The sequence below is a fragment of the Paenibacillus sp. B-A-8 genome, assembly GCF_048572915.1.
Taxonomy (GTDB): Bacteria; Bacillota; Bacilli; order Paenibacillales; family Paenibacillaceae; genus Paenibacillus_AQ.
The window spans coordinates 2,836,943-2,857,760 of record NZ_CP183882.1; the positions used below are offsets into that span (position 1 = coordinate 2,836,943).

At 44.6% G+C, this 20,818-nt stretch carries 20 protein-coding genes; 15 read left to right on the top strand and 5 right to left on the bottom strand.

What is annotated here, in order from left to right; all coding sequences use genetic code 11:
• Positions 1–139: 139 nt before the first annotated feature.
• Positions 140–739, bottom strand: a complete 600-nt coding sequence (rpsD, locus tag ACN6MV_RS12265; RefSeq protein WP_042126823.1) for a 30S ribosomal protein S4 — start codon at positions 737–739, stop codon at positions 140–142.
• 399 nt (positions 740–1,138) lie between these two features.
• On the opposite strand from rpsD, the gene ACN6MV_RS12270 reads away from it, so the two are divergent.
• The 5 genes from ACN6MV_RS12270 to ACN6MV_RS12290 all read left to right on the top strand — a co-directional run bounded on the left by ACN6MV_RS12270 (position 1,139) and on the right by ACN6MV_RS12290 (position 6,200).
• Positions 1,139–3,133: a diguanylate cyclase gene (locus ACN6MV_RS12270; RefSeq protein WP_419886447.1), complete on the top strand. Its 1,995-nt coding sequence runs from the start codon at positions 1,139–1,141 to the stop codon at positions 3,131–3,133.
• Positions 3,134–3,262: 129 nt separating this feature from the next.
• A complete protein-coding gene (locus ACN6MV_RS12275) occupies positions 3,263–4,129 on the top strand; it encodes a hypothetical protein (RefSeq protein ID WP_419886448.1) in 867 nt (288 codons plus the stop codon).
• Positions 4,130–4,223: 94 nt separating this feature from the next.
• Positions 4,224–5,339: an aminopeptidase gene (locus ACN6MV_RS12280; protein ID WP_076117632.1), complete on the top strand. Its 1,116-nt coding sequence runs from the start codon at positions 4,224–4,226 to the stop codon at positions 5,337–5,339.
• Between the two features lie 106 nt (positions 5,340–5,445).
• Positions 5,446–5,691 (top strand): HPr family phosphocarrier protein, encoded by a 246-nt coding sequence (locus ACN6MV_RS12285; protein WP_042126831.1) that lies wholly within the window; start codon positions 5,446–5,448, stop codon positions 5,689–5,691.
• A gap of 212 nt (positions 5,692–5,903) precedes the next feature.
• Positions 5,904–6,200 (top strand): YlaN family protein, encoded by a 297-nt coding sequence (locus ACN6MV_RS12290; RefSeq protein ID WP_042126833.1) that lies wholly within the window; start codon positions 5,904–5,906, stop codon positions 6,198–6,200.
• A 94-nt stretch (positions 6,201–6,294) separates the two neighbouring features.
• Here the strand turns inward: ACN6MV_RS12290 and cax are convergent, their stop codons facing one another.
• On the bottom strand, positions 6,295–7,365 hold the full coding sequence (gene cax / locus ACN6MV_RS12295) for a calcium/proton exchanger (RefSeq protein WP_042126835.1): 1,071 nt from the start codon (positions 7,363–7,365) through the stop codon (positions 6,295–6,297).
• Positions 7,366–7,519: 154 nt separating this feature from the next.
• Between cax and ACN6MV_RS12300 the strand changes: the two genes are divergently transcribed.
• On the top strand, positions 7,520–7,885 hold the full coding sequence (locus tag ACN6MV_RS12300; RefSeq protein ID WP_042126837.1) for an Asp23/Gls24 family envelope stress response protein: 366 nt from the start codon (positions 7,520–7,522) through the stop codon (positions 7,883–7,885).
• A 90-nt stretch (positions 7,886–7,975) separates the two neighbouring features.
• Here the strand turns inward: ACN6MV_RS12300 and ftsW are convergent, their stop codons facing one another.
• Together ftsW and ACN6MV_RS12310 are read right to left on the bottom strand one after the other, a co-directional pair.
• Positions 7,976–9,220: a putative lipid II flippase FtsW gene (gene ftsW, locus ACN6MV_RS12305; protein ID WP_042126839.1), complete on the bottom strand. Its 1,245-nt coding sequence runs from the start codon at positions 9,218–9,220 to the stop codon at positions 7,976–7,978.
• Positions 9,217–9,564, bottom strand: coding sequence for a YugN family protein (locus tag ACN6MV_RS12310; RefSeq protein WP_042187352.1), 348 nt, complete (start codon positions 9,562–9,564; stop codon positions 9,217–9,219). The genes ftsW and ACN6MV_RS12310 overlap by 4 nt, the downstream gene beginning before the upstream one ends.
• A gap of 239 nt (positions 9,565–9,803) precedes the next feature.
• On the opposite strand from ACN6MV_RS12310, the gene ACN6MV_RS12315 reads away from it, so the two are divergent.
• The 9 genes from ACN6MV_RS12315 to ACN6MV_RS12355 all read left to right on the top strand — a co-directional run bounded on the left by ACN6MV_RS12315 (position 9,804) and on the right by ACN6MV_RS12355 (position 18,567).
• The gene (locus ACN6MV_RS12315; protein WP_419886449.1) at positions 9,804–10,985 is read left to right on the top strand and encodes a M20 family metallopeptidase; all 1,182 of its coding nucleotides are present in this window, start codon (positions 9,804–9,806) and stop codon (positions 10,983–10,985) included.
• Between the two features lie 62 nt (positions 10,986–11,047).
• Positions 11,048–11,479: a CBS domain-containing protein gene (locus ACN6MV_RS12320; RefSeq protein ID WP_375102691.1), complete on the top strand. Its 432-nt coding sequence runs from the start codon at positions 11,048–11,050 to the stop codon at positions 11,477–11,479.
• A gap of 99 nt (positions 11,480–11,578) precedes the next feature.
• Complete coding sequence (locus ACN6MV_RS12325) at positions 11,579–13,291, top strand: DNA repair helicase XPB (RefSeq protein WP_419886450.1); 1,713 nt, start codon at positions 11,579–11,581, stop codon at positions 13,289–13,291.
• A complete protein-coding gene (locus ACN6MV_RS12330; RefSeq protein WP_419886451.1) occupies positions 13,288–15,222 on the top strand; it encodes a helicase-associated domain-containing protein in 1,935 nt (644 codons plus the stop codon). The genes ACN6MV_RS12325 and ACN6MV_RS12330 overlap by 4 nt, the downstream gene beginning before the upstream one ends.
• Positions 15,223–15,237: 15 nt before the next feature.
• Positions 15,238–15,675, top strand: coding sequence for a YlbF family regulator (locus tag ACN6MV_RS12335; RefSeq protein WP_042126851.1), 438 nt, complete (start codon positions 15,238–15,240; stop codon positions 15,673–15,675).
• Positions 15,676–15,715: 40 nt separating this feature from the next.
• Entirely contained in the window at positions 15,716–15,979 is a 264-nt protein-coding gene (locus tag ACN6MV_RS12340; protein WP_042126853.1) for a YlbG family protein, read from the top strand.
• A 163-nt stretch (positions 15,980–16,142) separates the two neighbouring features.
• Positions 16,143–16,580 (top strand): hypothetical protein, encoded by a 438-nt coding sequence (locus tag ACN6MV_RS12345; protein WP_419886748.1) that lies wholly within the window; start codon positions 16,143–16,145, stop codon positions 16,578–16,580.
• A 130-nt stretch (positions 16,581–16,710) separates the two neighbouring features.
• Positions 16,711–17,610: a selenium metabolism-associated LysR family transcriptional regulator gene (locus tag ACN6MV_RS12350; RefSeq protein WP_042126855.1), complete on the top strand. Its 900-nt coding sequence runs from the start codon at positions 16,711–16,713 to the stop codon at positions 17,608–17,610.
• Between the two features lie 54 nt (positions 17,611–17,664).
• Complete coding sequence (locus ACN6MV_RS12355) at positions 17,665–18,567, top strand: PHP domain-containing protein (RefSeq protein ID WP_419886452.1); 903 nt, start codon at positions 17,665–17,667, stop codon at positions 18,565–18,567.
• A gap of 73 nt (positions 18,568–18,640) precedes the next feature.
• Here the strand turns inward: ACN6MV_RS12355 and ACN6MV_RS12360 are convergent, their stop codons facing one another.
• The gene (locus ACN6MV_RS12360) at positions 18,641–20,530 is read right to left on the bottom strand and encodes an NFACT RNA binding domain-containing protein (protein WP_419886453.1); all 1,890 of its coding nucleotides are present in this window, start codon (positions 20,528–20,530) and stop codon (positions 18,641–18,643) included.
• Between the last annotated feature and the right edge of the window lie 288 nt (positions 20,531–20,818).

Consider the following 20,818-nt stretch of genomic DNA (forward strand, 5'->3'; position numbering starts at 1 on the left):
TAATTCCTCCTTTTAACGGAATTATTATAGCACAAATTGACGATTTTGAATGCAGTCGGAGTGTTCATTACCTATTAGAATAACAAAAAGCCTCCGGATAAATCCGGAGGCTTTGGTCATACTCGCTATAAGCGAGATATTAACGGTTGTAGAACTCGACGATTTGTTTCTCATCGATATCCTGGGAAAGCTCGGAACGTTCTGGCAAACGAATATATTTACCTTCGAAAGATCCTTCAGCATATTCCAGGTAAGCTGGAAGGTGGGAACGGTTAGCAAGAGCTTCTTTGATGGAAGCCATGCTTTGGCTTCTTTCGCGAAGACCGATAACGTCGCCCAAGCTTACACGGTAAGAAGCGATGTCGACTTTTTTGCCGTTAACAGTTACGTGTCCATGGGATACCAACTGACGTGCACCAGCACGGGAGTTAGCAAATCCAAGACGGTAAACTAGGTTGTCCAAGCGGCTTTCAAGCAAGAACATGAAGTTTTCGCCCGCAAGACCTGGAAGCTTTTGTGCTTTAGTGAAGAGAGTTTTGAATTGTTTCTCTCCCAAACCATACATGTGACGCAGTTTTTGTTTTTCCAAAAGCTGCATTCCGTAGTTACTTACTTTTCTGCGTTGGTTAGCTCCGTGTTGTCCTGGAGGAAAAGGGCGTTTCAAGTCTTTTCCTGTACCGCTAAGGGAAATGCCCAGACGGCGGCTGAGTTTGAATTTAGGTCCGGTGTAACGTGCCATGTTATAGTAGACTCCTTTATAATTGAAATTTCAGGGTAGGGCCTATTTGCGCCGCATTTCGTATCCGTGATTAGCATTAATGGCTTCCACACTGCCAGGGAAGTTCAGCCGCTGCCCTGGCAGTAACGAAATGCGTGAGGGTGACACAACGTTACGCCCAAGTAAGACTTGTTACAGTCTTGTTCAACAATAAATATTATATGAATACAATATATAAAGTCAAGCGATTATTAAAAGATTTTTTGTCAATCTTTGTCGATAGTTCTTTGGTCCTAAAAAAAAGTCCCGGAAATGATGAAAATATAATGCAATACACAAAGAAAGAGAGTAAAATATAGTTAATTAGTAGTTACTAGGGAAGATAGTTTTCTTAATCGAGATGCAAAGGGGATCTTCGTTATGTCAGAGCAGAAAGCATACGTCCATAAAGACAGCCGTATGCTGTTACAGGACAACATAAACGTTAGTAGAGATTCCGAAGATCCCACCGCCTGGCTTAGGGAAACGGAAATAGTAACGCATGACTTCCCTTATCTAGCAAATCTGATTGCAGACAGTTTTAATGAATGGTTTGGTGAGCTCGATGTCCTTCCATTCTCCAGATCTTGGGAATGGTCTGTGCTTAATTTTGAAGGTAAGTATTTAAGCAGCATACGCGATCAACAAGAATTATGGAGACAAAAGTGGGAACAGGCAGCAGCTTCTAGCTTGTTTTCAAGAACAATCTCTGCTGTTGAGTTGATCATAGAAGGTAAGGATCTGAGCTTTTTTACCATACCGCTATTCACTCGCGTCGACAATGAACTCTTTGCATTTTTGGGCTGTTCTATGCCTACGCAACAATATGAAATGGGTGGACGAGATACCGCAGAAGCAATGTCGCTGCATTACCGTACCTGTTTCTATCATAAGTTTGAACATATATTTGTTGCAGATCTTGCAAGCACCCATATTCATGCTGAACGTGAAAGCAATCGTCGTTCTTTGTTATTTCAGATTGTCCAGCGGATGCATGACAACATAGATGTGAATGCCGTACTTTCGGAAGTCATTGATAGCATCTCTGCGATGTATCCGGGAGCGAGGCTTGAGCTGTTTATGTCTCAAGACCACCGCAGCACGCATCCGCAGGTCAAACCCTTACCATTCCACATGTCCAGTGATGATGTCTGTGCCAGGGCGTTTAAAGATGGACGCGTTGCACTGCACACAAGTGACGAGGATCACCGTAATGTAGAGATTGGTCTTCCGTTAGGTGGCAAGCAGGGGGTTTATGGAGTTTTCCATATGGTAATGGATAATCCAATCTTTCCAGATGTTGATTTGCGGTTTCTTTCAATGGTGGCCGATACAGCAGGAACTGCTTTTGAGAATGCCAAGCTATATGAGCGCTCTAATCAGCTGATCCGTGAGCTCCGCATGAGTAATGAGCTTACCCAACGTCTGAATCAAAGCTTGCGTTTAGGTGATATTTTTCAATTTGCATTTGAAGAGCTGCTTGAAATGTTTGGTGCAGATTACTGCTGTATCTTACATATGAATGAGGAGAAGGGCGGGTTAGAGGTTATTGCCTGCAACCATCCCTCTTTACAGAACGAAATTTTAGAAGTAGGGGCAGGCTTAGGTGGTAAGGTATATTCCACTGGAGAATCACTCATCATGTCTGACTACATAGATAATCCTAAGACAACTTCCCGACTAATGAATGCTACCGGTTCGCAGTCGCTGATCGCTACACCTCTTAGTGTGGGTGGTGAAATACGGGGTGCAATTATGTTAGCACATCGTGATGCACATTATTTTTCATATGATAATTATAGACTGCTGCAAGCGATGGCGGGGCATATTGGTCTAGCGGTAGGTAATGCCAGGCTGCACGCTGAAGTCAGACGACTTGCGAACAGAGACAGCCTAACTGGACTTTATGCTCGACATTATTTGGACGAAGAGATAAAAGAAAGACAGTCTACAGACTTCTGCGGTAGTTTAATAGTTGTGGATATTGACCAGTTCAAGATTGTGAATGATACCTACGGTCATCAAAAAGGAGATAAGATTCTAAAAGAGGTCAGTGAAATCGTGAAATCCTCTATCCGTCAAGGTGATATTGCTGCTAGATGGGGAGGAGAGGAGCTATCCGTTTATTTACCGTTAATGGGAGTGGAACAGGCGGGTTATGTAGCCGAACGTATACGCAAACGCGTCATGGAAGAAACTGAACCTAGTGTAACTGTATCCTGCGGAATAGCGGAATGGAGTTGGATGGACGATCGAGTAAGCGTCGAGTCATTGTTTTATCGAGCGGATATGGCGCTGTATAAAGCTAAGCATAATGGTCGTAACCAAGTTGTCTTTGATATTAAAGAGAATGATAACCATACTAAGAACCCTTGAGGCTCACCTCAGGGGTTCTTTTTTATATACCGGTTATTCAGGCTCTAATAGCGGTATAAGGCTTGCAGGAAGAGAGAACCCTATACGTGGGTTGCAAAAGCAAAATACTCCGAGAAAGGCCTGAGGACCGTGAGAAAGCTATTATTACTTAAGGGTGGAGTCCCTCTAATTCTTACTCTGTACTGTATTTTATGCAGCGGCTGCAGCGTCATAAGAGACAAACCAGCGAAAGAAGATTTAAGTTTGGCATTGGCCGGGATGGCTGGAAGTGATGAGGTAGCTTTTGAAGGGGCGAATATGCTTACAAGAGGGGGAACGACGGTTCCTGAATCCTTATTGTTCTACGGAGGCACAGTGGAGGATCATAAAAAAGTAAAGCTATATACACTTCTTCCAGATAAATCCGCTTCTCAAAAAACAGCTGCTAAAGGTGTTAAAGATTTAAAAAGTAGTACGTATGCTTTGAAACCTTACTACAGTCAGCTGGAGAAAAAAGATGGCAGATGGGAGCTTCTGACTACTGAGAATTCTTCGGAAGAGGGAAACCCATTACCTGCGCTTAATCCGCTGAAACAACTCGAAGAGCTTGAAGCCATGGAGAAAAATGTAACCGAAGAGGCTGGGGCAGGCAGAGGGACAAGTGTGCTGAGAATCGAATTGACGCCTTCAGAGGCTAGAAAGCAGTTGTCTGTAGAACTGGAGAAAGAAATGCAGAACCTTCGACCTAAAGGTCTTGAATCTGCTGAGAACAGTACAGCAGCTGATCAGGCAGTGGCGAAAGCTTTGGAGAAGCTGTGGCAAAAGAAAAATAATGAATTACAGGAAAAGCTCAAACAGGCTAATGTAGAAACGGTCTACCACCTAACAATCGATAAGAAGCATAATCTGCCCAGAAGGCTTACCTTGAATCGAAAAGTAAGCTATTCCGGTGAAACGACGAATAAATCTGACAATGAAACATATGTGTCTAAGGTCGATTTTACAGGCTACCGTTGATCTTTACATTGTTTTGCAGGTCTTGCGCTCGATAAAGGGCGTGCTACAATAGAACGGCATGCTTATTTTCAGACAGAGGAAGGAAGAGTACACAATGAAGGATCCCAGAATTCAAAAACTGGCGGCAAATCTTGTAGGTTATTCCGTAGATGTCCAGCCAGGCGAGAACGTGCTTGTAGAAATGATTGGAAACGAAAGAGATTTAATTAAAGCTGTTGTAGAGGAAATCGGCAAGGCCGGCGGTCATGCTTTTGTGCAGTTGACAGATCGTACAGTCCTACGCAGCATGCTTAAATATGCAACACGTGAGAGTCTTCAGACATGGGCTGAAATTGACTTGAACCGGATGAAGCAAATGGATTGTTATATCGGCATCCGTGCAGGCGAGAATGTAAATGACCTGTCCGATGTTCCAGAAGAAAATATGAAATTGTATAATTCTTTGTATTCCCATCCAGTGCATAGTGAACAACGCGTGAAGCATACGAAGTGGGTAGTTTTACGTTATCCCAATGCGAGTATGGCTCAGCTTGCAAATATTAGTACAGAAGCATTTGAGGACTTTTATTTCGAAGTATGTAATTTAGATTATGCCAAAATGGACAAGGCTCAGGATGCATTGGCCGATCTTATGCGCAGAACAGATAAGGTACATATTTCGGGTCCTGGAACAGATCTTAAGTTCTCTATCAAAGGAATCGGTGCAGAGAAATGTTCTGGTCAAAAAAATATCCCGGATGGCGAGGTTTACAGCGCTCCTGTTCGTGATTCTGTAAATGGAACGATCAGCTATAATGCACCATCTGTATACAACGGAGTAACCTTCGAAAATATCAAATTCAAATTCGAGAACGGAAAAATTGTTGAAGCAACCAGCAACGACTCCGCTCGCTTGAACGAAATCCTGAATTCAGATGACGGCGCACGTCACATCGGTGAATTTGCCATAGGCTTTAACCCGTACATCTTGCACCCTATGAATGATATTTTGTTCGATGAGAAAATTGCAGGCAGCCTGCACTTTACACCGGGGCAAGCTTATGATGTTACAGATAACGGAAATCGTTCCTCCATTCACTGGGATCTTGTATTAATCCAACGTCCAGATTATGGCGGAGGAGAGATTTATTTTGACGATATATTGATCCGTAAGGATGGAATCTTCGTGTTACCAGAACTAGAAGGTCTGAATCCTGAAAACTTGAAATAAAAATGTAAAAGTACGAAAACACCTTGCACAAGTAAGCGGATTCAAGGTATCATAAGAATGGATTACAAAGACTTATGTTTCATAATCAAGTTGCGGAGGGATTTCTATGTCCAGTAACAATGCGGCAATCGTTGATATTGCTCAAACGGCAGGTCAGTTCAACTCTTCAATCGTTCTTCAAGCGGACAACAAGTACATTGATGTTAAGAGTATCCTTGGTTTGTTCACGACTTTGGTATCAAGCCAAAGCTACGAGCTTCATGTTCACGGAACAGATGCAGAAGAAGCTAAGAAGGCAATGAGTGAAGTTTTTGCTAAACACGGTTTGAACTTTACAGTTGTAGCTGAGTAATAGTTGTATGTAAAGACGTCCTACCGATTTACGGTGGGGCGTTTTTTCTAGAAATAGATGCGGAATTAACTCCGTCCCATATAAATAACTTAGCTGCTTCTTTCAAATAAATGGTTAGTATAAACAGAATTGTTGTATTGATATCCGATTTCGACTAATATTAAGTAAAATAGTAAAAGCAGCTTAACTTTTGGACATGGGGGGGAAGAGGCATGACTTCGTCGGAATTACAGGAACAGTTTAATCTTAAAGCGATCAATCTTCTACAAGAAGATGCCGATAAAATTCAGCAACTTATTGAAGTGCAGATGGAAAATCTGGCAACACGCTACTGCCCTCTCTATGAGGAAGTGCTGGATACCCAAATGTACGGTTTCTCAAGAGAGGTCGATTTTGCGGTTAGAGCAGGTTTGGTGCCAGAGATTACCGGTAAAATGGTGCTGAGTAAGCTGGAGCGGAATTTAGCAGTACTCTATGAGGCTTTGAATAACAAAGCAAAAGAAGAATAATTTCGATTTTAAAGTATTCATAGAAACGCACATGAGGACAGATCGTCTCTCATGTGCGTTTTTTTTGAAAAGATTAAGATGTTTAGGGAAGTATTTATACTAGATAAAAGGAGACGCCCAGAATGAGGTAGACCGTTAACAGTAAGAGACCCTCATACCAGTTGGTCGAACCATCCTGAGTTATCGATTTGGCAATGAATACGGCGACACCAATGGCGACAATTTCGATCGTTGTAAACACAATGTCCATAGTATCACCCATGAAATAACTGGCGAAGATAAGTACAGGTGCAACGAATAGTGCTATTTGAAGACTGCTACCGACAGCTATTTCTACTGCTGCACCGATTTTGTTCTTCATGGCCAGCATAATGGCTGCGCTATGTTCTGCGGCATTACCGATGATTGCCACTAGAAAGGCACCTACAAACAGTTCGCTAAATCCAAAGCGCTCAGTTAATGTTTCTAGCGTTCCTACCAGCCACTCACTAACAAAGGCTACCATCACGGTTGCAACCAGCAGATATAGGATGGATCTGTTTCTAGACCAAGCAGGCGCATGTTCAGTTGCTGATTCATCCTTACCGGCTTCTGTAACGTCCTCTAAATGTTTCTTGTGCGTTATCATGGAGAAGATTAGCCAAGCCATGTAAGAGGCGATGAGCAGCCCGGCAACGATTAAACTGAGTACGTCTGTATCTTTTTCAGTTATGGAATGGGTATTGAAGAACATAGCCGGAACAAATAAGGCGATAACCGCTACGATCATTAGGGAACCGTTCATACCAGCAAGGGTTACGTTGAAATTCTGCACTTTGAACTTCATCCCGCCAGCGAAAATACTTAAACCTAGGACGAGCAGCAAATTGCCTATAATGGAACCGGTAAGACTGGCTTTTACCATGTCGAACAGTCCTTCCTTAACCAGGAAAAAGGCAATGATTAGCTCTGCGGCATTGCCGAAGGTAGCATTTAGGAAGCCGCCTAACCGTTGTCCGGCATAATGAGCCACACTTTCTGTGGCGCGGCCCAGAAAGCCAGCCACAAACACAACGGCTACTGCAGAGAGAACGAACTGAAGCGTGTGGTCCCAATCTGCATAATGTCCTATGGCACTAAGGATAAAGGTGATAGCCAGCAAAGCTGGTGAAATCCATTTTTTCAATGTAAAGTACACTCCAATCTATGTATTCAGGATCAATTCATAATCAATATACCCAAATTATTCCTAAGTGTAAACGAGAAAGCGAGAAACTGATTTGCTTTTTAGCCTGTTTAGGAATTACAATAATTGATAATGAGTTAAGGGGGGATATGGCATGGCAGAACAACTTCAATTGGAAATGGGAAATATACGAATTTCAAATGACGTCGTCTCGAAAATTGCCGGATTGGCTGCCTTGGAGACTCCAGGTATTGCAGCCATGTCAGGTGGCCTATCAGAGGGCTGGGCGAAGCGTCTTAGTGGTAAGAACGTCCAAAAGGGCGTTACCGTTGAAGTGGGACAGCTAGAAGCAGCAGTAGACCTGCGTATTATAGTTCTCTATGAAACTCCGATACATGAAGTGTGCCGGATGCTTCAACAGAACGTACGCGAAGCTGTGGAGAGCATGACTGGACTTCATATTGTTGAAGTGAATGTCAAAGTTGAAGGCGTAGCCTTTAAGAACGATGAAATTGCTTAATGCAAAAAAGCTTGTACACAAAAAAGCAGTCCAAGATAATTAACTTGGACTGCTTTTTTATATATTCCATCACATCCGAATTTATGAATCTCACCGGGAACGAACTTGTCTAACTGTAGTTACAGATTTCGTTACTTCCTCTTTAGCTGGAAGATTAGTTTCTCTGGAAATACTCAGGATAATTCCCATGGACAGCATGCTCACGAGAAGTGAAGAGCCGCCATAGCTGATAAATGGTAAAGTTACTCCGGTAAGCGGAATCGTCTTCGTTACACCGCCAATATTGACAAAGGCCTGAATGGCTATGAGACCCATAATCCCAATGCCGACAAGTGTGCCAAAGGGGTCTTTGCACCTTAATGAGATTAAAATCCCTCGCCAGATAAAATACAGGTATAGCATCAGAAATAATGCTGTGCCTACAAAGCCGAACTCTTCACCAATCACGGGGAAAATAAAGTCCGTATAAGGGTATTTAAGATAATCCAGCTTTTGAATGCTTTTGCCAAACCCAGAGCCGCTGACTCCACCTTGTCCTAGAGCGGTCAAAGACTGAATAATATTATACCCTTCACCCTCAGCATCCTGATAGGGATCTATGAAAGCTTGAATACGACCTTTTCTGTAGTCCTGATTGGCGGCTACTTTGTCGGTTGCAGGGGAAAGGGAATCAATCGCTGCTTTAGCCCCCATAACAATTCCTACTCCGAGCACCAAGAGTGCAATAGAGCCTAGGATATGCTTCATGCTGGCACCGCCTGCATAAATGACAAGTCCACTGGTAGCTACTAGAATAAGGCATGAGCCCAAATCTGGCTGCATCATAATAAGTCCGGCAACAATACCCACAATGACCATTACAGGGATATATCCTGTACGGAAATCTCTAAACCGTTCACCTTTTTTGGTAATCAGCGCGGAGAGATACAGGATAATCGATATTTTGGCTAGTTCGGTAGGTTGGATCCCTAGCTTCCCGATACTTAACCAGCTCTTGGCGCCATTGATTCTTTCAGAGAAGGCTACAATTAGCAGGAGAATAACGGTGATGATGAAGATAGGGACATACCACTTCTTGAATTTACTGTAGGGAATATTCATGGCTGTAAACATAACAACAATTCCAAGTACGATCCAGATCATTTGGCGTTTCATGAAATATAGAGGGTCATTACCGAACTTCGAGCTCGCTAAAGTCAAACTGGAGCTAGCGCTGAAGACCATGACTAGACCGAAACCCACAAGTAGTAGTGTTAAGATAAGTAGTTGGAAATCGGGTGTTCCTCTTTTGGGCAGGCTGACATTTTGTTTCGTCTTTCCCTTTCTGTTACTCAAGCCTCCAACAGCTGCTTTAATTCGAGAATCCGAGTAGCAGCAGTGTCCAATACTGGTTTAGGGACCGGAGAGTCATACTCCAGACCATGGGGAAATGTTGCTTTCCCTAAGTATACGGCTTCAATTGCAAGTACGGCATCAGCCTTCTCTAGCTTCCCCTCGACAGCGCGAGTGTTGATGCGTAGAAAGTATTCGCCACCATCCTGTGGGTCTTCAATTTTGCAGTCGTAAGTGGCACGATAGTATTCCCATTGCCAGCGGATAAAGCCAGCCTTTGTAGCACTCTCGTCCAGATAGAGAAGATCACTCTTCAATCCTACGAGGCCCGTGTTCTCAAAAATCATAGCACGCATATCCCCCTTATGAAGTATAATGATGAATTCATGATCCGTTTGCTGATGTTCTACCTCATGATAGTATGTTTCTAAACGTTGTGCAAGAGTAGGTACCTCCTAACGATACCCAGTTTTTTGCGTTTCTGCTACAATAAAAGAATTATAGACGTGTGATGCTAGATCAAAGTGAACAGGACTGCTGTCGCATGCTATTGATGCGGGTTTATGAAGAAGGGGATGGAAAACGTATGAAGAGCTTAGCGGTTGATTCGCTCATGCCGGAGATCGTGGAATGGAGACGCCATTTACACCGTCATCCGGAGTTGTCTTTTCATGAAAAGGAAACATCGGCATTTATAGCAAACAAGTTAGCAGAATTCGGTATTGAAGTTAGAAGAAGCACATCAGGGTATGGTGTAACAGGTATATTGCGAGGACAACGGCCGGGGAAAACGGTAGTCCTTCGCGCGGATATGGATGCACTACCTATTAAAGAGGAAAACAAGAATGACTACGTTTCGCAAAATGAAGGGGTTATGCATGCCTGTGGGCATGATGGACATACTTCAATCCTGCTGGGTGTAGCCTCTTACTATAGCAGCCGCCTTGATGAGATCGAAGGGGAGCTGCGTTTTCTTTTTCAACCTGCGGAGGAAGTCTGTCCTGGCGGTGCACAGGGGATGATTGCTGAAGGCGTATTGGAAGGGGCGGATGCAATATATGGTCTACATTTGTGGACCCCGCTGCCAATGGGAACTGTCGGCAGTGCACCAGGACCGCTTATGGCATCTGCGGATGAATTTTTTATTGATATCATCGGTAAAGGTGGTCACGGCGGCATGCCTAACCGCACGATTGACAGCATTGTGGCAGGGGCGGCACTTGTGACTCAGCTCCAGAGCATCGTAAGCCGCTCTGTGAACCCGCTGGAGCCCGCTGTTCTCAGTGTAGGAACCATTCAAGGGGGATTCGCCCAGAATGTCATTGCTGAGCATTGCCGGATTACAGGAACCGTGCGGGCATTCGACGAGGAGACCCGTTATCTGATCCGCAGCAGGATCGAAGAAATGACAGTTTCAATTGCTGGTGCATACGGTGCAGAAGCTAAGATAGACTATGTCATGGGTTATCCACCACTCGTAAATCATGAAGGTGAATACCAGCGTTTTTCTGAGGTGGCACCAGGAGCATTTGGGGAGCCCGTTCAGGTGATTCGGATGGAAAAGCTGATGCCAGCCGAGGATTTTGCCTATTATGTTAAAGAGATTCCTGGCTGCTTTATGTTCGTAGGTGCTGGGAATCCAGATAAAGATGCAGTCTACCCGCATCATCATAGTAAATTTGATTTTGACGAAGATGCTATGCTGCATGGGATGAAATTGTTGATCGCTATGGCTAATTCCTGTTTGGAAGAGAAGATAATCGTATAATTTCGTTTCATAGAGGAGAACCTATTCCATAACATGGAGATCATGATTAGGAGGGTTCGTTCTTGAAGACAGTGAAAGAAGTTATGACGATGGAGCCTGTAACAGTCACATTACAGGATAATGTGTATGAAGTCGCTGTTAAGATGAGAGACAATGACACTGGATTTATTCCTGTAATCAATAATGAAGTAGATAAGACTCTGCTCGGAGTAATTACAGATCGTGATCTTGTGATTAGAGGTTATGCGGCTAAGCACCCTGGATCAACTTCTGTAGAAAAGGTGATGAGTAGAGAAGTTCAGACCGTCTCAGAAGATACTTCTGTAGATGAGGCTGCAGAACTGATGTCGAACTGGCAAATTCGCAGATTAGCCGTGACCAGTGGCCAGAAGCTGATTGGTGTTGTTTCCATCGGCGACTTGGCGGTGCGCAACATTTTTGCGGATGAGGCTGGAGAAGCTCTTCATGATATTTCGCAGCAGCATTTACATTAAATAGTTTGATAGGGAAGCTCATGACCGTTATACGGGGATGAGCTTTTTCCTGTTCAAATATAAGAGAATAATGAAATGAATGATTGCGGAGGTGACGTTATGAACGAAACAGGGGCTTGCATTGTGCGCAGGGATCGGACGATTCTACTGGAATGCGCACATCCTGGTTTTGAGAAGGCGAGGAAGGAGCTAGGAACCTTTGCAGAGCTTGTAAAGAGTCCTCCGGCTTACCACACCTATAGAATCACTCCATTATCACTATGGAATGCTGCAGCGCTTAATTACACAGCTGAGGCAATTATCTCAAGTCTGCATCATCTCGCACGCTGGGGTGTTCCTGCAGGGCTGGAGGAAGAGATCGGAACGCTTCTCTCTAGGTATGGGAAGCTGACTCTTCACGGACAGAAGACTTCGAATGAGATCATTACGCTTAAGGCTGACTCAGCTGAAATACTGGATGAACTAGGGAATGAATCTGTTCTAAAGGCATTAGGTTTACAGAGGATAAATCCACTAGAAAGCACATGCCTTGCAAAGAACAGAGGGCTTTTAAAGCAAGAGCTGATGAGACTAGGCTATCCTGTACTGGATTATGCGGGTTATCATGTCGGACAAGCTCTAAGTTTGGCATGGAAGGAGAACGGAAATAACGCAAAGGATGGAGCGAAAGGTGAAGCTTTTGGACTGCGTGAATATCAGCAGGAGGCCGTTCAGATGTTTCAAGGCATAGAAGGGCAGGGAGGCAGCGGGGTAGTTGTGTTGCCTTGTGGAGCGGGTAAGACGGTAGTGGGATTGGCCGTTCTTGAAAGTCTACAATGCGAAACACTGATCTTAACTTCAAATACGACTTCTGTAAGACAATGGGTAGATGAGCTGCTTGAGCGAACCGATTTGGATGATGAGTCTATTGGTGAATATTCCGGTGAAAAAAGAGAAGTGCGGCCTGTTACTATAGCTACCTATCAGATACTAACGCACCGTCAATCCAAAGGCGGTCCTTTTCTCCATATGAAGCTGTTCAACGAACGCAACTGGGGTTTGATTATTTATGATGAGGTCCATCTGCTTCCAGCCCCAGTCTTCCGGGCTACTGCAGATATTCAGGCTACTAGAAGACTAGGTCTCACTGCAACTCTGGTTAGAGAAGACGGGAAGGAAGGGGACGTATTCTCATTGATCGGGCCTAAGCGTTACGACATGCCCTGGAAGGAGCTGGAGCAGCAGGGCTGGATTGCAGAGGTTGAATGTGTCGAGATGATCGTACCGATGTGTTCTGAGTTAAGGCAGAAATACTTGTATGCGGAAGCGAAAGAGAAATTTCGTATGGCCTCATGCAATCCTGCCAAAGTTGAGGTTGTAATTGAGCTTTTAAAAGCCCATCAGGGATCATCAGTTCTGGTTATCGGACAGTATCTTGATCAATTAACGGAATTAGCGGATAAGTTAGATGCACCGTTGATTACTGGCAAAACGAAGCAGCGAGAAAGAGATGAGTTGTATGCAGCTTTTAACGAGGGAATAATACAGGTGCTTGTTGTCTCTAAAGTAGCGAATTTTGCGGTTAATTTGCCAGATGCGTCGATAGCTATTGAGGTTTCAGGAGCTTTTGGATCCAGACAGGAGGAGGCTCAGCGTTTAGGACGAATCTTGCGTCCGAAAGCTGGTGAGAATAAAGCGTACTTCTATTCGCTGGTATCTGAAGATAGTCGGGAGCAGGATTTCGCTATGCGCCGCCGGATGTTTTTGACAGAACAGGGCTATGAATATGTCGTTAAAATGGTGCCGAGCGGAAAGGAGCGAACGATCCATTGAACCAGCTATCAGCAGAAGCATTAGAGGTCTTAAAGCGATTATGTGCTGCTTATGCAGCCCAACCCTTTGACGAAGGGAAAGAAGAGCGTTTGCGCCCAACGAAGCTCTGCCGTGCCGAACAAAAGCTTGCAATGAATGAACTGCGACGTGCGGGGCTGTTAACTGCGAGGCATAAAATATTGGGTGAGAAGCTGTACCAGATACCGGTTGAACAACTATCAGCGCTAGAACAAGAATTCTTCCCACACCAACCAAAGTTTATAGAGGGGCATTCAGTGAATCTATCCATGGAGGCAGGCGCTGGACTGGCAGTAGATCTGTTTCGGGCATTGCAGTTCATTACACGTGAAGGCCTACCACTGACCGCTAAGGGAATCATTCATAAAAAAAATCTAAACCGCTTAGCGGCTCAGCTTTCTTTTCAGGATAAACATTTACTGGGGCTCACTATGGGCACTCCTTCGGATGAATTCAATGTTCTGTCAGCCACTCTAGTAGTAGACATAATGTTGTGTCTTGGGCTTATTACCAGATTGAAAACAGGTTATAGACTTAACCAGGATATGCTGGAGCGTTGGTTGCAGCTTCCTGAGACAAGGATGACAAACATCCTGTATGGGATTGTTATTCATCGTTGTGGAAGCATTGGGCCTGCTGATCAGCATTTTCGTTATTTGATATCCGGCAAAGCTTTTGTACCAGAGAAATGGACAGCGCTGCCTGAGCTACTGGACTGGATGACTGATATGAATCTAACCGGAACGGTTACCCGAGATGAGCTGGAACAATCAAGCTTGCGCTGGCTTCAATGTTTAACAGGCTTTGGATGGTGTGAATTGGGGTGCACATCTGAGGGTATCCAGTGTTTTCGCTGGACTGCTGTAAAACCGATGTTGATGACGGGTAACGAGTCTGTCCCTGATTCTGAGACAGATAATTCGAATGAGATGTTTATTGTACAGCCCGATTTTGAAGTCCTGATTCCACCGGAGGTGTCCTATACCGTTCGCTGGATTTTAGCTGGATGCGCAGAACTGCTGCAAACGGATACGATGTGGAGTTTTCGGCTGACCCGAGAGATGCTTGTACATGCATCAGAGAGACGGATGCCTCCAGAAGAAGCAATTGCTTGGATAAGAAATCATGCACGGGGCGGTCTGCCATCTGTGGTGGAGCTGTCTTTAGAGCAATGGGGAAAAAGCATTGGCCGAACATCACTCTCGGAGGTCATCCTGTTGACTTGCCAGACGGAAGAGGATGGAGCGGCAATCGCAGCCCATCCGCGACTACAAGATAGCCTTAAGCGTATCGGTCCGCTTCATTTCCTATTATCTCCAGAGTCTGTAGAGCAGATGCGTAAGGAATTGTTTTTAGCAGGATTGGCTCCTTCCAGGATGATTGGAGGACGTGAGGAGGAGGACACGAACACTGTTTGGACTTCGTTTAATCAAGAAGCAGAAACCGAGCAAGAGTTGTATTCACTTCCAGTACTAACTTCTGAACTAAGGCTACTCCACCGCGGTAATCCCTTTTTAAACCTACCTGTTATTTCTCCTGAGCAGGAGGAGAATATCTTATTAGATGGGGATAATGTACCCCAGATCTGGAGCAAGGAATGGCGACATTATCATAGCTCAACCGCTCAGAAAGTAATGGAGCAGGGATTGAAATGGGGAATTAAGGTGCGTTTTTCCTTGAAGGATCAAATGTTAGATTTCATCCCCTCCAGAATAAAAGGGAATCCTTGGAAAGTGGAGGGGCATCTCTTATATAACGATGGTGAAACGGTTGAAGAAATAGAGCTGACCCCTGAGGACTGGAAGGAAATGAAGTTAGTTATTCCCAAAAGGCGAAGAAATTCCTCTTCTGCTGAAGCGAGTGATTATGTTATGATAGAAAAGTCTACTGAATTCGGTAGAACATTAACGTAGAAAAGAGCTGAGTTCATGAGCGTAGCGGAATTAAATACGGTCGATATGGCTGAAGTGCTGACATACGCCTATGAATTAGGCGATATGATTAATCAATCCGCCGAGGTGTCGGATTACTTATACTGGAAAGGACGGGTTGATACGAACCCGGAAATTCAGGCCATGGTCAAACGACTTCAAGCTAAGAAGGAGTTGTTTGAAGAAACACAACGATTCGGACATTTTCATCCGAACTATCATTCAGCGAAGGATGAGGTTTCAGCAGTAGAAGCGGAACTGGAGCAGTTCGAGGAGGTTGTTCGTTTCAAACTGGCAGAGAAGACACTTGACGACATTCTGCACTCCATGTCGGAAGCGATTGCTTTTTCAGTATCGGATAGCATTAAAGTACCAAGTAATGATCCTTCCCCTAAAGGTGGATGCGGCAGCGGGGGAAAATGCTCCTGCGGATAAGCTTCCTTTAGGATTTAGAGAGAGAAAGGCGGTTAAGCTTATGTTTGCGGAACGGACAGGATACATCATTTGGGTAAGTGACGTTAAAGCGGCACGTAACCTTGAGAAATACGGAACATTACATTATGTTTCTCGGAAAATGCATTACGCAGTGATGTATGTAAATGCAGAACGTGCCGAGGAAGTTATGAAGAATGTCCGCAGACTCTCCTACGTTCGTAAGATCGAAAGATCCTATCGTAACGAAATTAAGACAGAGTATACCAGTAATGGGCCGGACAAGTCCCGTAATTACGGTATGTAATTTTTGGAGATGAACAGGCGCTTAAGCAGCGCCTGTTTTTTTATGCGCAGATCTAGAGTAAACGCGGCTTCTCCTGTGGTCTGAACTTGTACAACTTTCAGCAATGAGGTAAGATGACAACATTAAGTACATACAAAGACCCTTATGGTGGAGTGTGATGATGATGCGCAACAAAGGGACGGATTGGCCCAGCACTTACGAGCCCTTCCACATCATGCTGAACGACTACAGGGTCGCTGACATCGTTATAACAAATCATGCGAAGAGTCGTTATTTGGACCGGATCAGTAAAGGTGTAAGCAATGACGAAGAGGTCGCCGCATGGATGTGGCAGTGCCTGATGCAGAATCGGCTCAAGCCTTTTTCAGACAGTGATTTTAACGCGTATTTAATTGACGATGACTCTGTAGTAATCGCTGAGTTCAAGGAATTGACAGGAGAAAAAGATATTTCAGGTCAGCCATTATATTCTATGATCATCGTTTCGTTTCTTGGGAGAATCTCTTCAACACCACAATTGAGAGATTTAAAGACTTACTTTTCGCTGCTGCGCAATTCCCGCCGCACTAAGCTAACGAAGAAGAAGCGTAAACGCAAATAGTGTATAAAGTTCGGACTGAAGGCATGCAGCGGTGGCTGCATGTCCTTTTTAAAAATATAAGAAAGCATAAGTTTCATACCATACATAATCCTTAAGTTTCTTCTAAAGATAGCACAAGGAGTTGCAGCACATGAACTTTCATCAGTTACATATCTTTTATACGGTCTCAGAACGAGGGAGCTTCTCAGCGGCGGCGCAGACACTACATATGACTCAACCAGCAGTGACCATGCAAGTGCAGGCGCTAGAGGATTATTTTGGAACCAAGCTTTTTAATCGTTCTACCAAAAAAATCATGCTCTCCGAAGCAGGGCATACCCTAATGCCATACGCGCTGCGCAGCATTCAATTGATGCGTGAGACAGATCAAGCGATGTCGGCGTTTACACATATGCTGGAGGGACGTCTGCAGCTTGGGGCAAGCCTTACCATTGGGGAGTATGTGCTGCCGCGGCTGTTAGGTCCTTTTGGAAAGCAATATCCGAACATTTCAATTATGATGAAAGTCATGAATACCTCGCAAATTATGGAGGAAATCCTAAAGCATCAGTTGAATTTCGGTTTAATTGAAGCACCGGTGACACATCCTGATATGGTGATTGAGCCGGTGATGGGGGATGAGCTGAAATTGATTGTACCCCATGGTCATCCACTTGCAGAGCAGCAGGAGGTTTCTCTGGAAGATGTGCTTCAGCACCCTTTCGTATTGCGTGAACAGGGTTCAGGAACGCGGCGTGTGATGGAAGAGCAGCTGTTCTCGAAGGGGCTTGATCCGGGAGCCATGAAAATAGTGATGGAGCTTGGTAGCACGGGTGCTGTGAAGTCGGCAGTGGAGGCTGGACTTGGAATTACAATTATCTCAACCTCTTCTGTTAAGCATGAGGTGGCGCTTGGACTTTTGAAAATCGTGAATATCTCGGATGCCTCCTTTAAAAGACAGTTCTACGCTATTCATTTAAAATCGACACTGCTGCCGATTTCTGCAGTGACATTCTTGACTTTTTTACGTGAGCATTCGAATGATAACTAAAGCTTGAATGGCTAAAAGACGGAAACTTAGAAACTAGCGTTAGAGGTGATAGAAATGGAGAATGAAACTAGACTGGATGAACTGAAGGGCGAAAGATCGGAGCATGTTAACGTCAGTCGATGCGATCTCCACACGCATACTCAAGCCTCGGATGGCATGCAGCCACCGGATGAAAATGTACGTCTCGCTAAAGAGAAAGGCTTAACCGCTGTTGCCATTACGGATCATGACACGGTGGCCGGTGTGAAGGAAGCCTGCGAAGCTGGAGAGAAGTACGGAATTACTGTTGTACCGGGTGTAGAGATCAGCACTCGTGCCGGAGGTAAAGATATTCATGTTCTTGGTTACTACGTAGATCCAACAAATGAATTGTTTCTATCCCGCTTGGAAGGGCTAAGGGATACTCGGGCAGTAAGGAATGAAGCGATAATCTCTAAGCTACGTGGGCTAGGAATTAAGATAACACTAGAGGCAGTGGTCGCGGGGATTGGGCGGGAACTGAAGCCTGATGAGAGTATTGGCCGGCCACATATTGCTGATGAGCTGGTTCGTCTTGGAGTCGCTACAGATATGAGAGATGCCTTTAACAAATTTTTAGCCGAAGGTGCAGCAGCCTACGTGTCCCCTCCACGAATCACGCCCGAGGAAGCCTGTGATTGGATTATCGAGGCCGGTGGCTCTCCAGTATTGGCGCATCCAGTACTATACGGTGACGACCAGTTGGTGCGTGAGATATTGAAGCAGGGTGCTTTTAAAGGGATTGAGGCCTATCATTCGGATCACAAGTCCGCTGATTCAGAGCGTTACCTAACCATGGCTGAAGAATATGGCTTGATTGTAACCGGTGGCTCGGATTTTCATGGTGCCCGTCAAGGTGTTATATTTCATGGAGATATCGGTAGTGTTACGGTTCCTGTAAGTGTGCTGGAACAGTTGAAGAACTTAATAAGTAATTAGAGGTCATGCACTCTTGCAAAATAAAAAAATCGGCTGTCATCCATACAAGGACGACAACCGGTTTTTTTATGATTTAGCTTCTTAACGTATTAGGGAGACTCTTAATACGATCCTCATCCGGTGTGACAAACAACGTCTTCTGATGATCATAGATCACAAATCCGGGTTTGGAACCACTCGGTTTACGTACATGGCGGATCAGTGTGCAGTCGACAGGAACACTGCTTGATTGCTTCGCTTGACTGAAATAAGCGGCAAGCTGGGCGGCTTCTTCTAATGTGGCATCTCCAAACTCCTCACTTCGGATGACCACATGAGAACCAGGGATATCCTTGGTATGCAGCCAAGTGTCATTAGGCGAAGCTAGTCGATTGGTGACGTATTCGTTCTGTAAATTGTTTTTTCCGACATAAATGTCGATGCCTTCTGAAGAGGTGAAGACTTGCAATGTAGGTCTGGTTGCTTTTTTCTTCTTTTTACCCTTTTTGCTTCGGTCACGTAGGTATCCTTGGCTTACAAGTTCATCACGGATTTCCTCTATGTCATTCAATGAAGCATGGGCAAGCTGCTGGAGTAAACTTTCCATGTAGGAAATTTCCTCATGTGTCTTAATCAACTGCTCATTAATAACAAGAAGGCTGTTCTTATACTTGTTGTACTTTTTAAAATAACGTTGTGCGTTATCTGATGGGCTTAATAAAGGGTCAAGCGGGATGACCATTTCAGCCTGATTTTCGTCATAATAATTGACCAAAGAGGCTTCTTTATCTCCTTTGGACACGGCATGTAACGATGCGAATAACAATTCACCCCAAATGCGATAACGATCTGCGTCTTGGGCTTCGTCTAGATCCTTCTGAAGATTGGCGAGCTTCTTTACGTTTTTGCTTCGTTCGTTGCTTAGGAAACGGATCAAATCACTTACCCGTTGCTTCACCGTATCACGTTCAGCTTTATCCCCGTAATAATCCTCCATACACTCGCTTATCGAGTTATATTGCTTCGCGTGTTCACCTAATAGGGTTAACGGAATCGCGGAAAAAATCATTTTCCCTTTTGCATTCGCACCTGAAACAGGTGCGAATTCGCAATTATGCACAGGTCCCATTACAGACTGGAAGGCGTCCCATAATTTTATTGGAAATTCTGCTGCAGACCCCTGTGTATCACCTATCGCAAGGTTATTTCTGAGACGAAGAGCGATCTCTCCTGCAACAAGTGGACTCATTCCACTGAAGGCATGCACCATCCAGCCAACGGGATCAGCAGATGGAGAGGGACCACCTGATCCGTCTGGTTTCTGCTCAACTTCTTCTTTTGTAATCAGATTAGCGAGCTCACCTTCTATGATTTCTTCTGGTTTGGTCTCCTTCTCATCTTCTTTCAGTAGAGCGGCTTCTTCAGCTGCTGAGATCAAATGTAGAAATTGCTCTTTGTCGATTTCCAGAGGGTTGAGCTTGTGTTGCTGAGGAGGCTCTGTGTAAGCGACTCCGGGCATTACGATCCGGTAGCTACTGATTGATGGAGTAACGTGATGAATGCCGTCTATGATCGTTCCAGTGCTGAGATCTGTAAGGATGATATTACTATGACGTCCCATGAGCTCTATGATGATCTTTTTGGCAGAGACGTCTCCAAGCTCATCTCTAGTCCTAACATTTATGTGAATAATTCGTTCCATGCCTACCTGAGCGATACTCTCGATCGTCCCACCTTCACAATGCTTACGCATGAGCATGCAGAACATAGGTGCTTCTGAAGGATTTATGCTGTTTCTTTCTGTAAGATGCAGACGGGGATATGTTGGATTAGCGGAGAGTAATAGCTTGCCACCGCCGCCGGCGCCCCGTAGGTTGAAGATAAGATCGTGGTTGTTCGGTTGATATATTTTGCCTATGCGTGCACCGATGAATGATTGCAGTTCGTGCACGATAGCTCGGGTAACAATGCCGTCTAATGCCATGATAAAGCTCTCCTGTCGACGTGAAATGAATTTCTGAAAATATAAGAAAGTATAAGTTGTACACCATACTTTAGGTCTTATATTCTTCGCTTAAACGCTTACCGCCCTTATTAGAACACCGAAGACGTTAAAGCTTACCTCTCTATGATGCCATACTTTGGGACATTCGCGCAAAAGGGGAATTAGATAGGCGGTGATATTATTGGACGACCTTGAATACACTTGGTCATGAACAGGTGGAAAAGCTGTGCGCCGCCGGAAGTCAAGAAACGACCGGGAGGGAAAGAA

Coding starts and splice junctions, on each gene's coding strand:
- rpsD (WP_042126823.1), bottom strand. CDS start 739: ATGGCACGTTACACCGGACCTAAATTCAAACTCAGCCGCCGTCTGGGC.
- ACN6MV_RS12360 (WP_419886453.1), bottom strand. CDS start 20,530: ATGGCATTAGACGGCATTGTTACCCGAGCTATCGTGCACGAACTGCAA.
- ACN6MV_RS12350 (WP_042126855.1), top strand. CDS start 16,711: ATGAACTTTCATCAGTTACATATCTTTTATACGGTCTCAGAACGAGGG.
- ACN6MV_RS12340 (WP_042126853.1), top strand. CDS start 15,716: ATGTTTGCGGAACGGACAGGATACATCATTTGGGTAAGTGACGTTAAA.
- ACN6MV_RS12325 (WP_419886450.1), top strand. CDS start 11,579: ATGAACGAAACAGGGGCTTGCATTGTGCGCAGGGATCGGACGATTCTA.
- ACN6MV_RS12285 (WP_042126831.1), top strand. CDS start 5,446: ATGTCCAGTAACAATGCGGCAATCGTTGATATTGCTCAAACGGCAGGT.
- ACN6MV_RS12280 (WP_076117632.1), top strand. CDS start 4,224: ATGAAGGATCCCAGAATTCAAAAACTGGCGGCAAATCTTGTAGGTTAT.
- ACN6MV_RS12355 (WP_419886452.1), top strand. CDS start 17,665: ATGGAGAATGAAACTAGACTGGATGAACTGAAGGGCGAAAGATCGGAG.
- ACN6MV_RS12290 (WP_042126833.1), top strand. CDS start 5,904: ATGACTTCGTCGGAATTACAGGAACAGTTTAATCTTAAAGCGATCAAT.
- ACN6MV_RS12315 (WP_419886449.1), top strand. CDS start 9,804: ATGAAGAGCTTAGCGGTTGATTCGCTCATGCCGGAGATCGTGGAATGG.
- ACN6MV_RS12345 (WP_419886748.1), top strand. CDS start 16,143: ATGCGCAACAAAGGGACGGATTGGCCCAGCACTTACGAGCCCTTCCAC.
- ACN6MV_RS12270 (WP_419886447.1), top strand. CDS start 1,139: ATGTCAGAGCAGAAAGCATACGTCCATAAAGACAGCCGTATGCTGTTA.
- ACN6MV_RS12310 (WP_042187352.1), bottom strand. CDS start 9,564: ATGATTTTTGAGAACACGGGCCTCGTAGGATTGAAGAGTGATCTTCTC.
- ACN6MV_RS12300 (WP_042126837.1), top strand. CDS start 7,520: ATGGCAGAACAACTTCAATTGGAAATGGGAAATATACGAATTTCAAAT.
- ACN6MV_RS12335 (WP_042126851.1), top strand. CDS start 15,238: ATGAGCGTAGCGGAATTAAATACGGTCGATATGGCTGAAGTGCTGACA.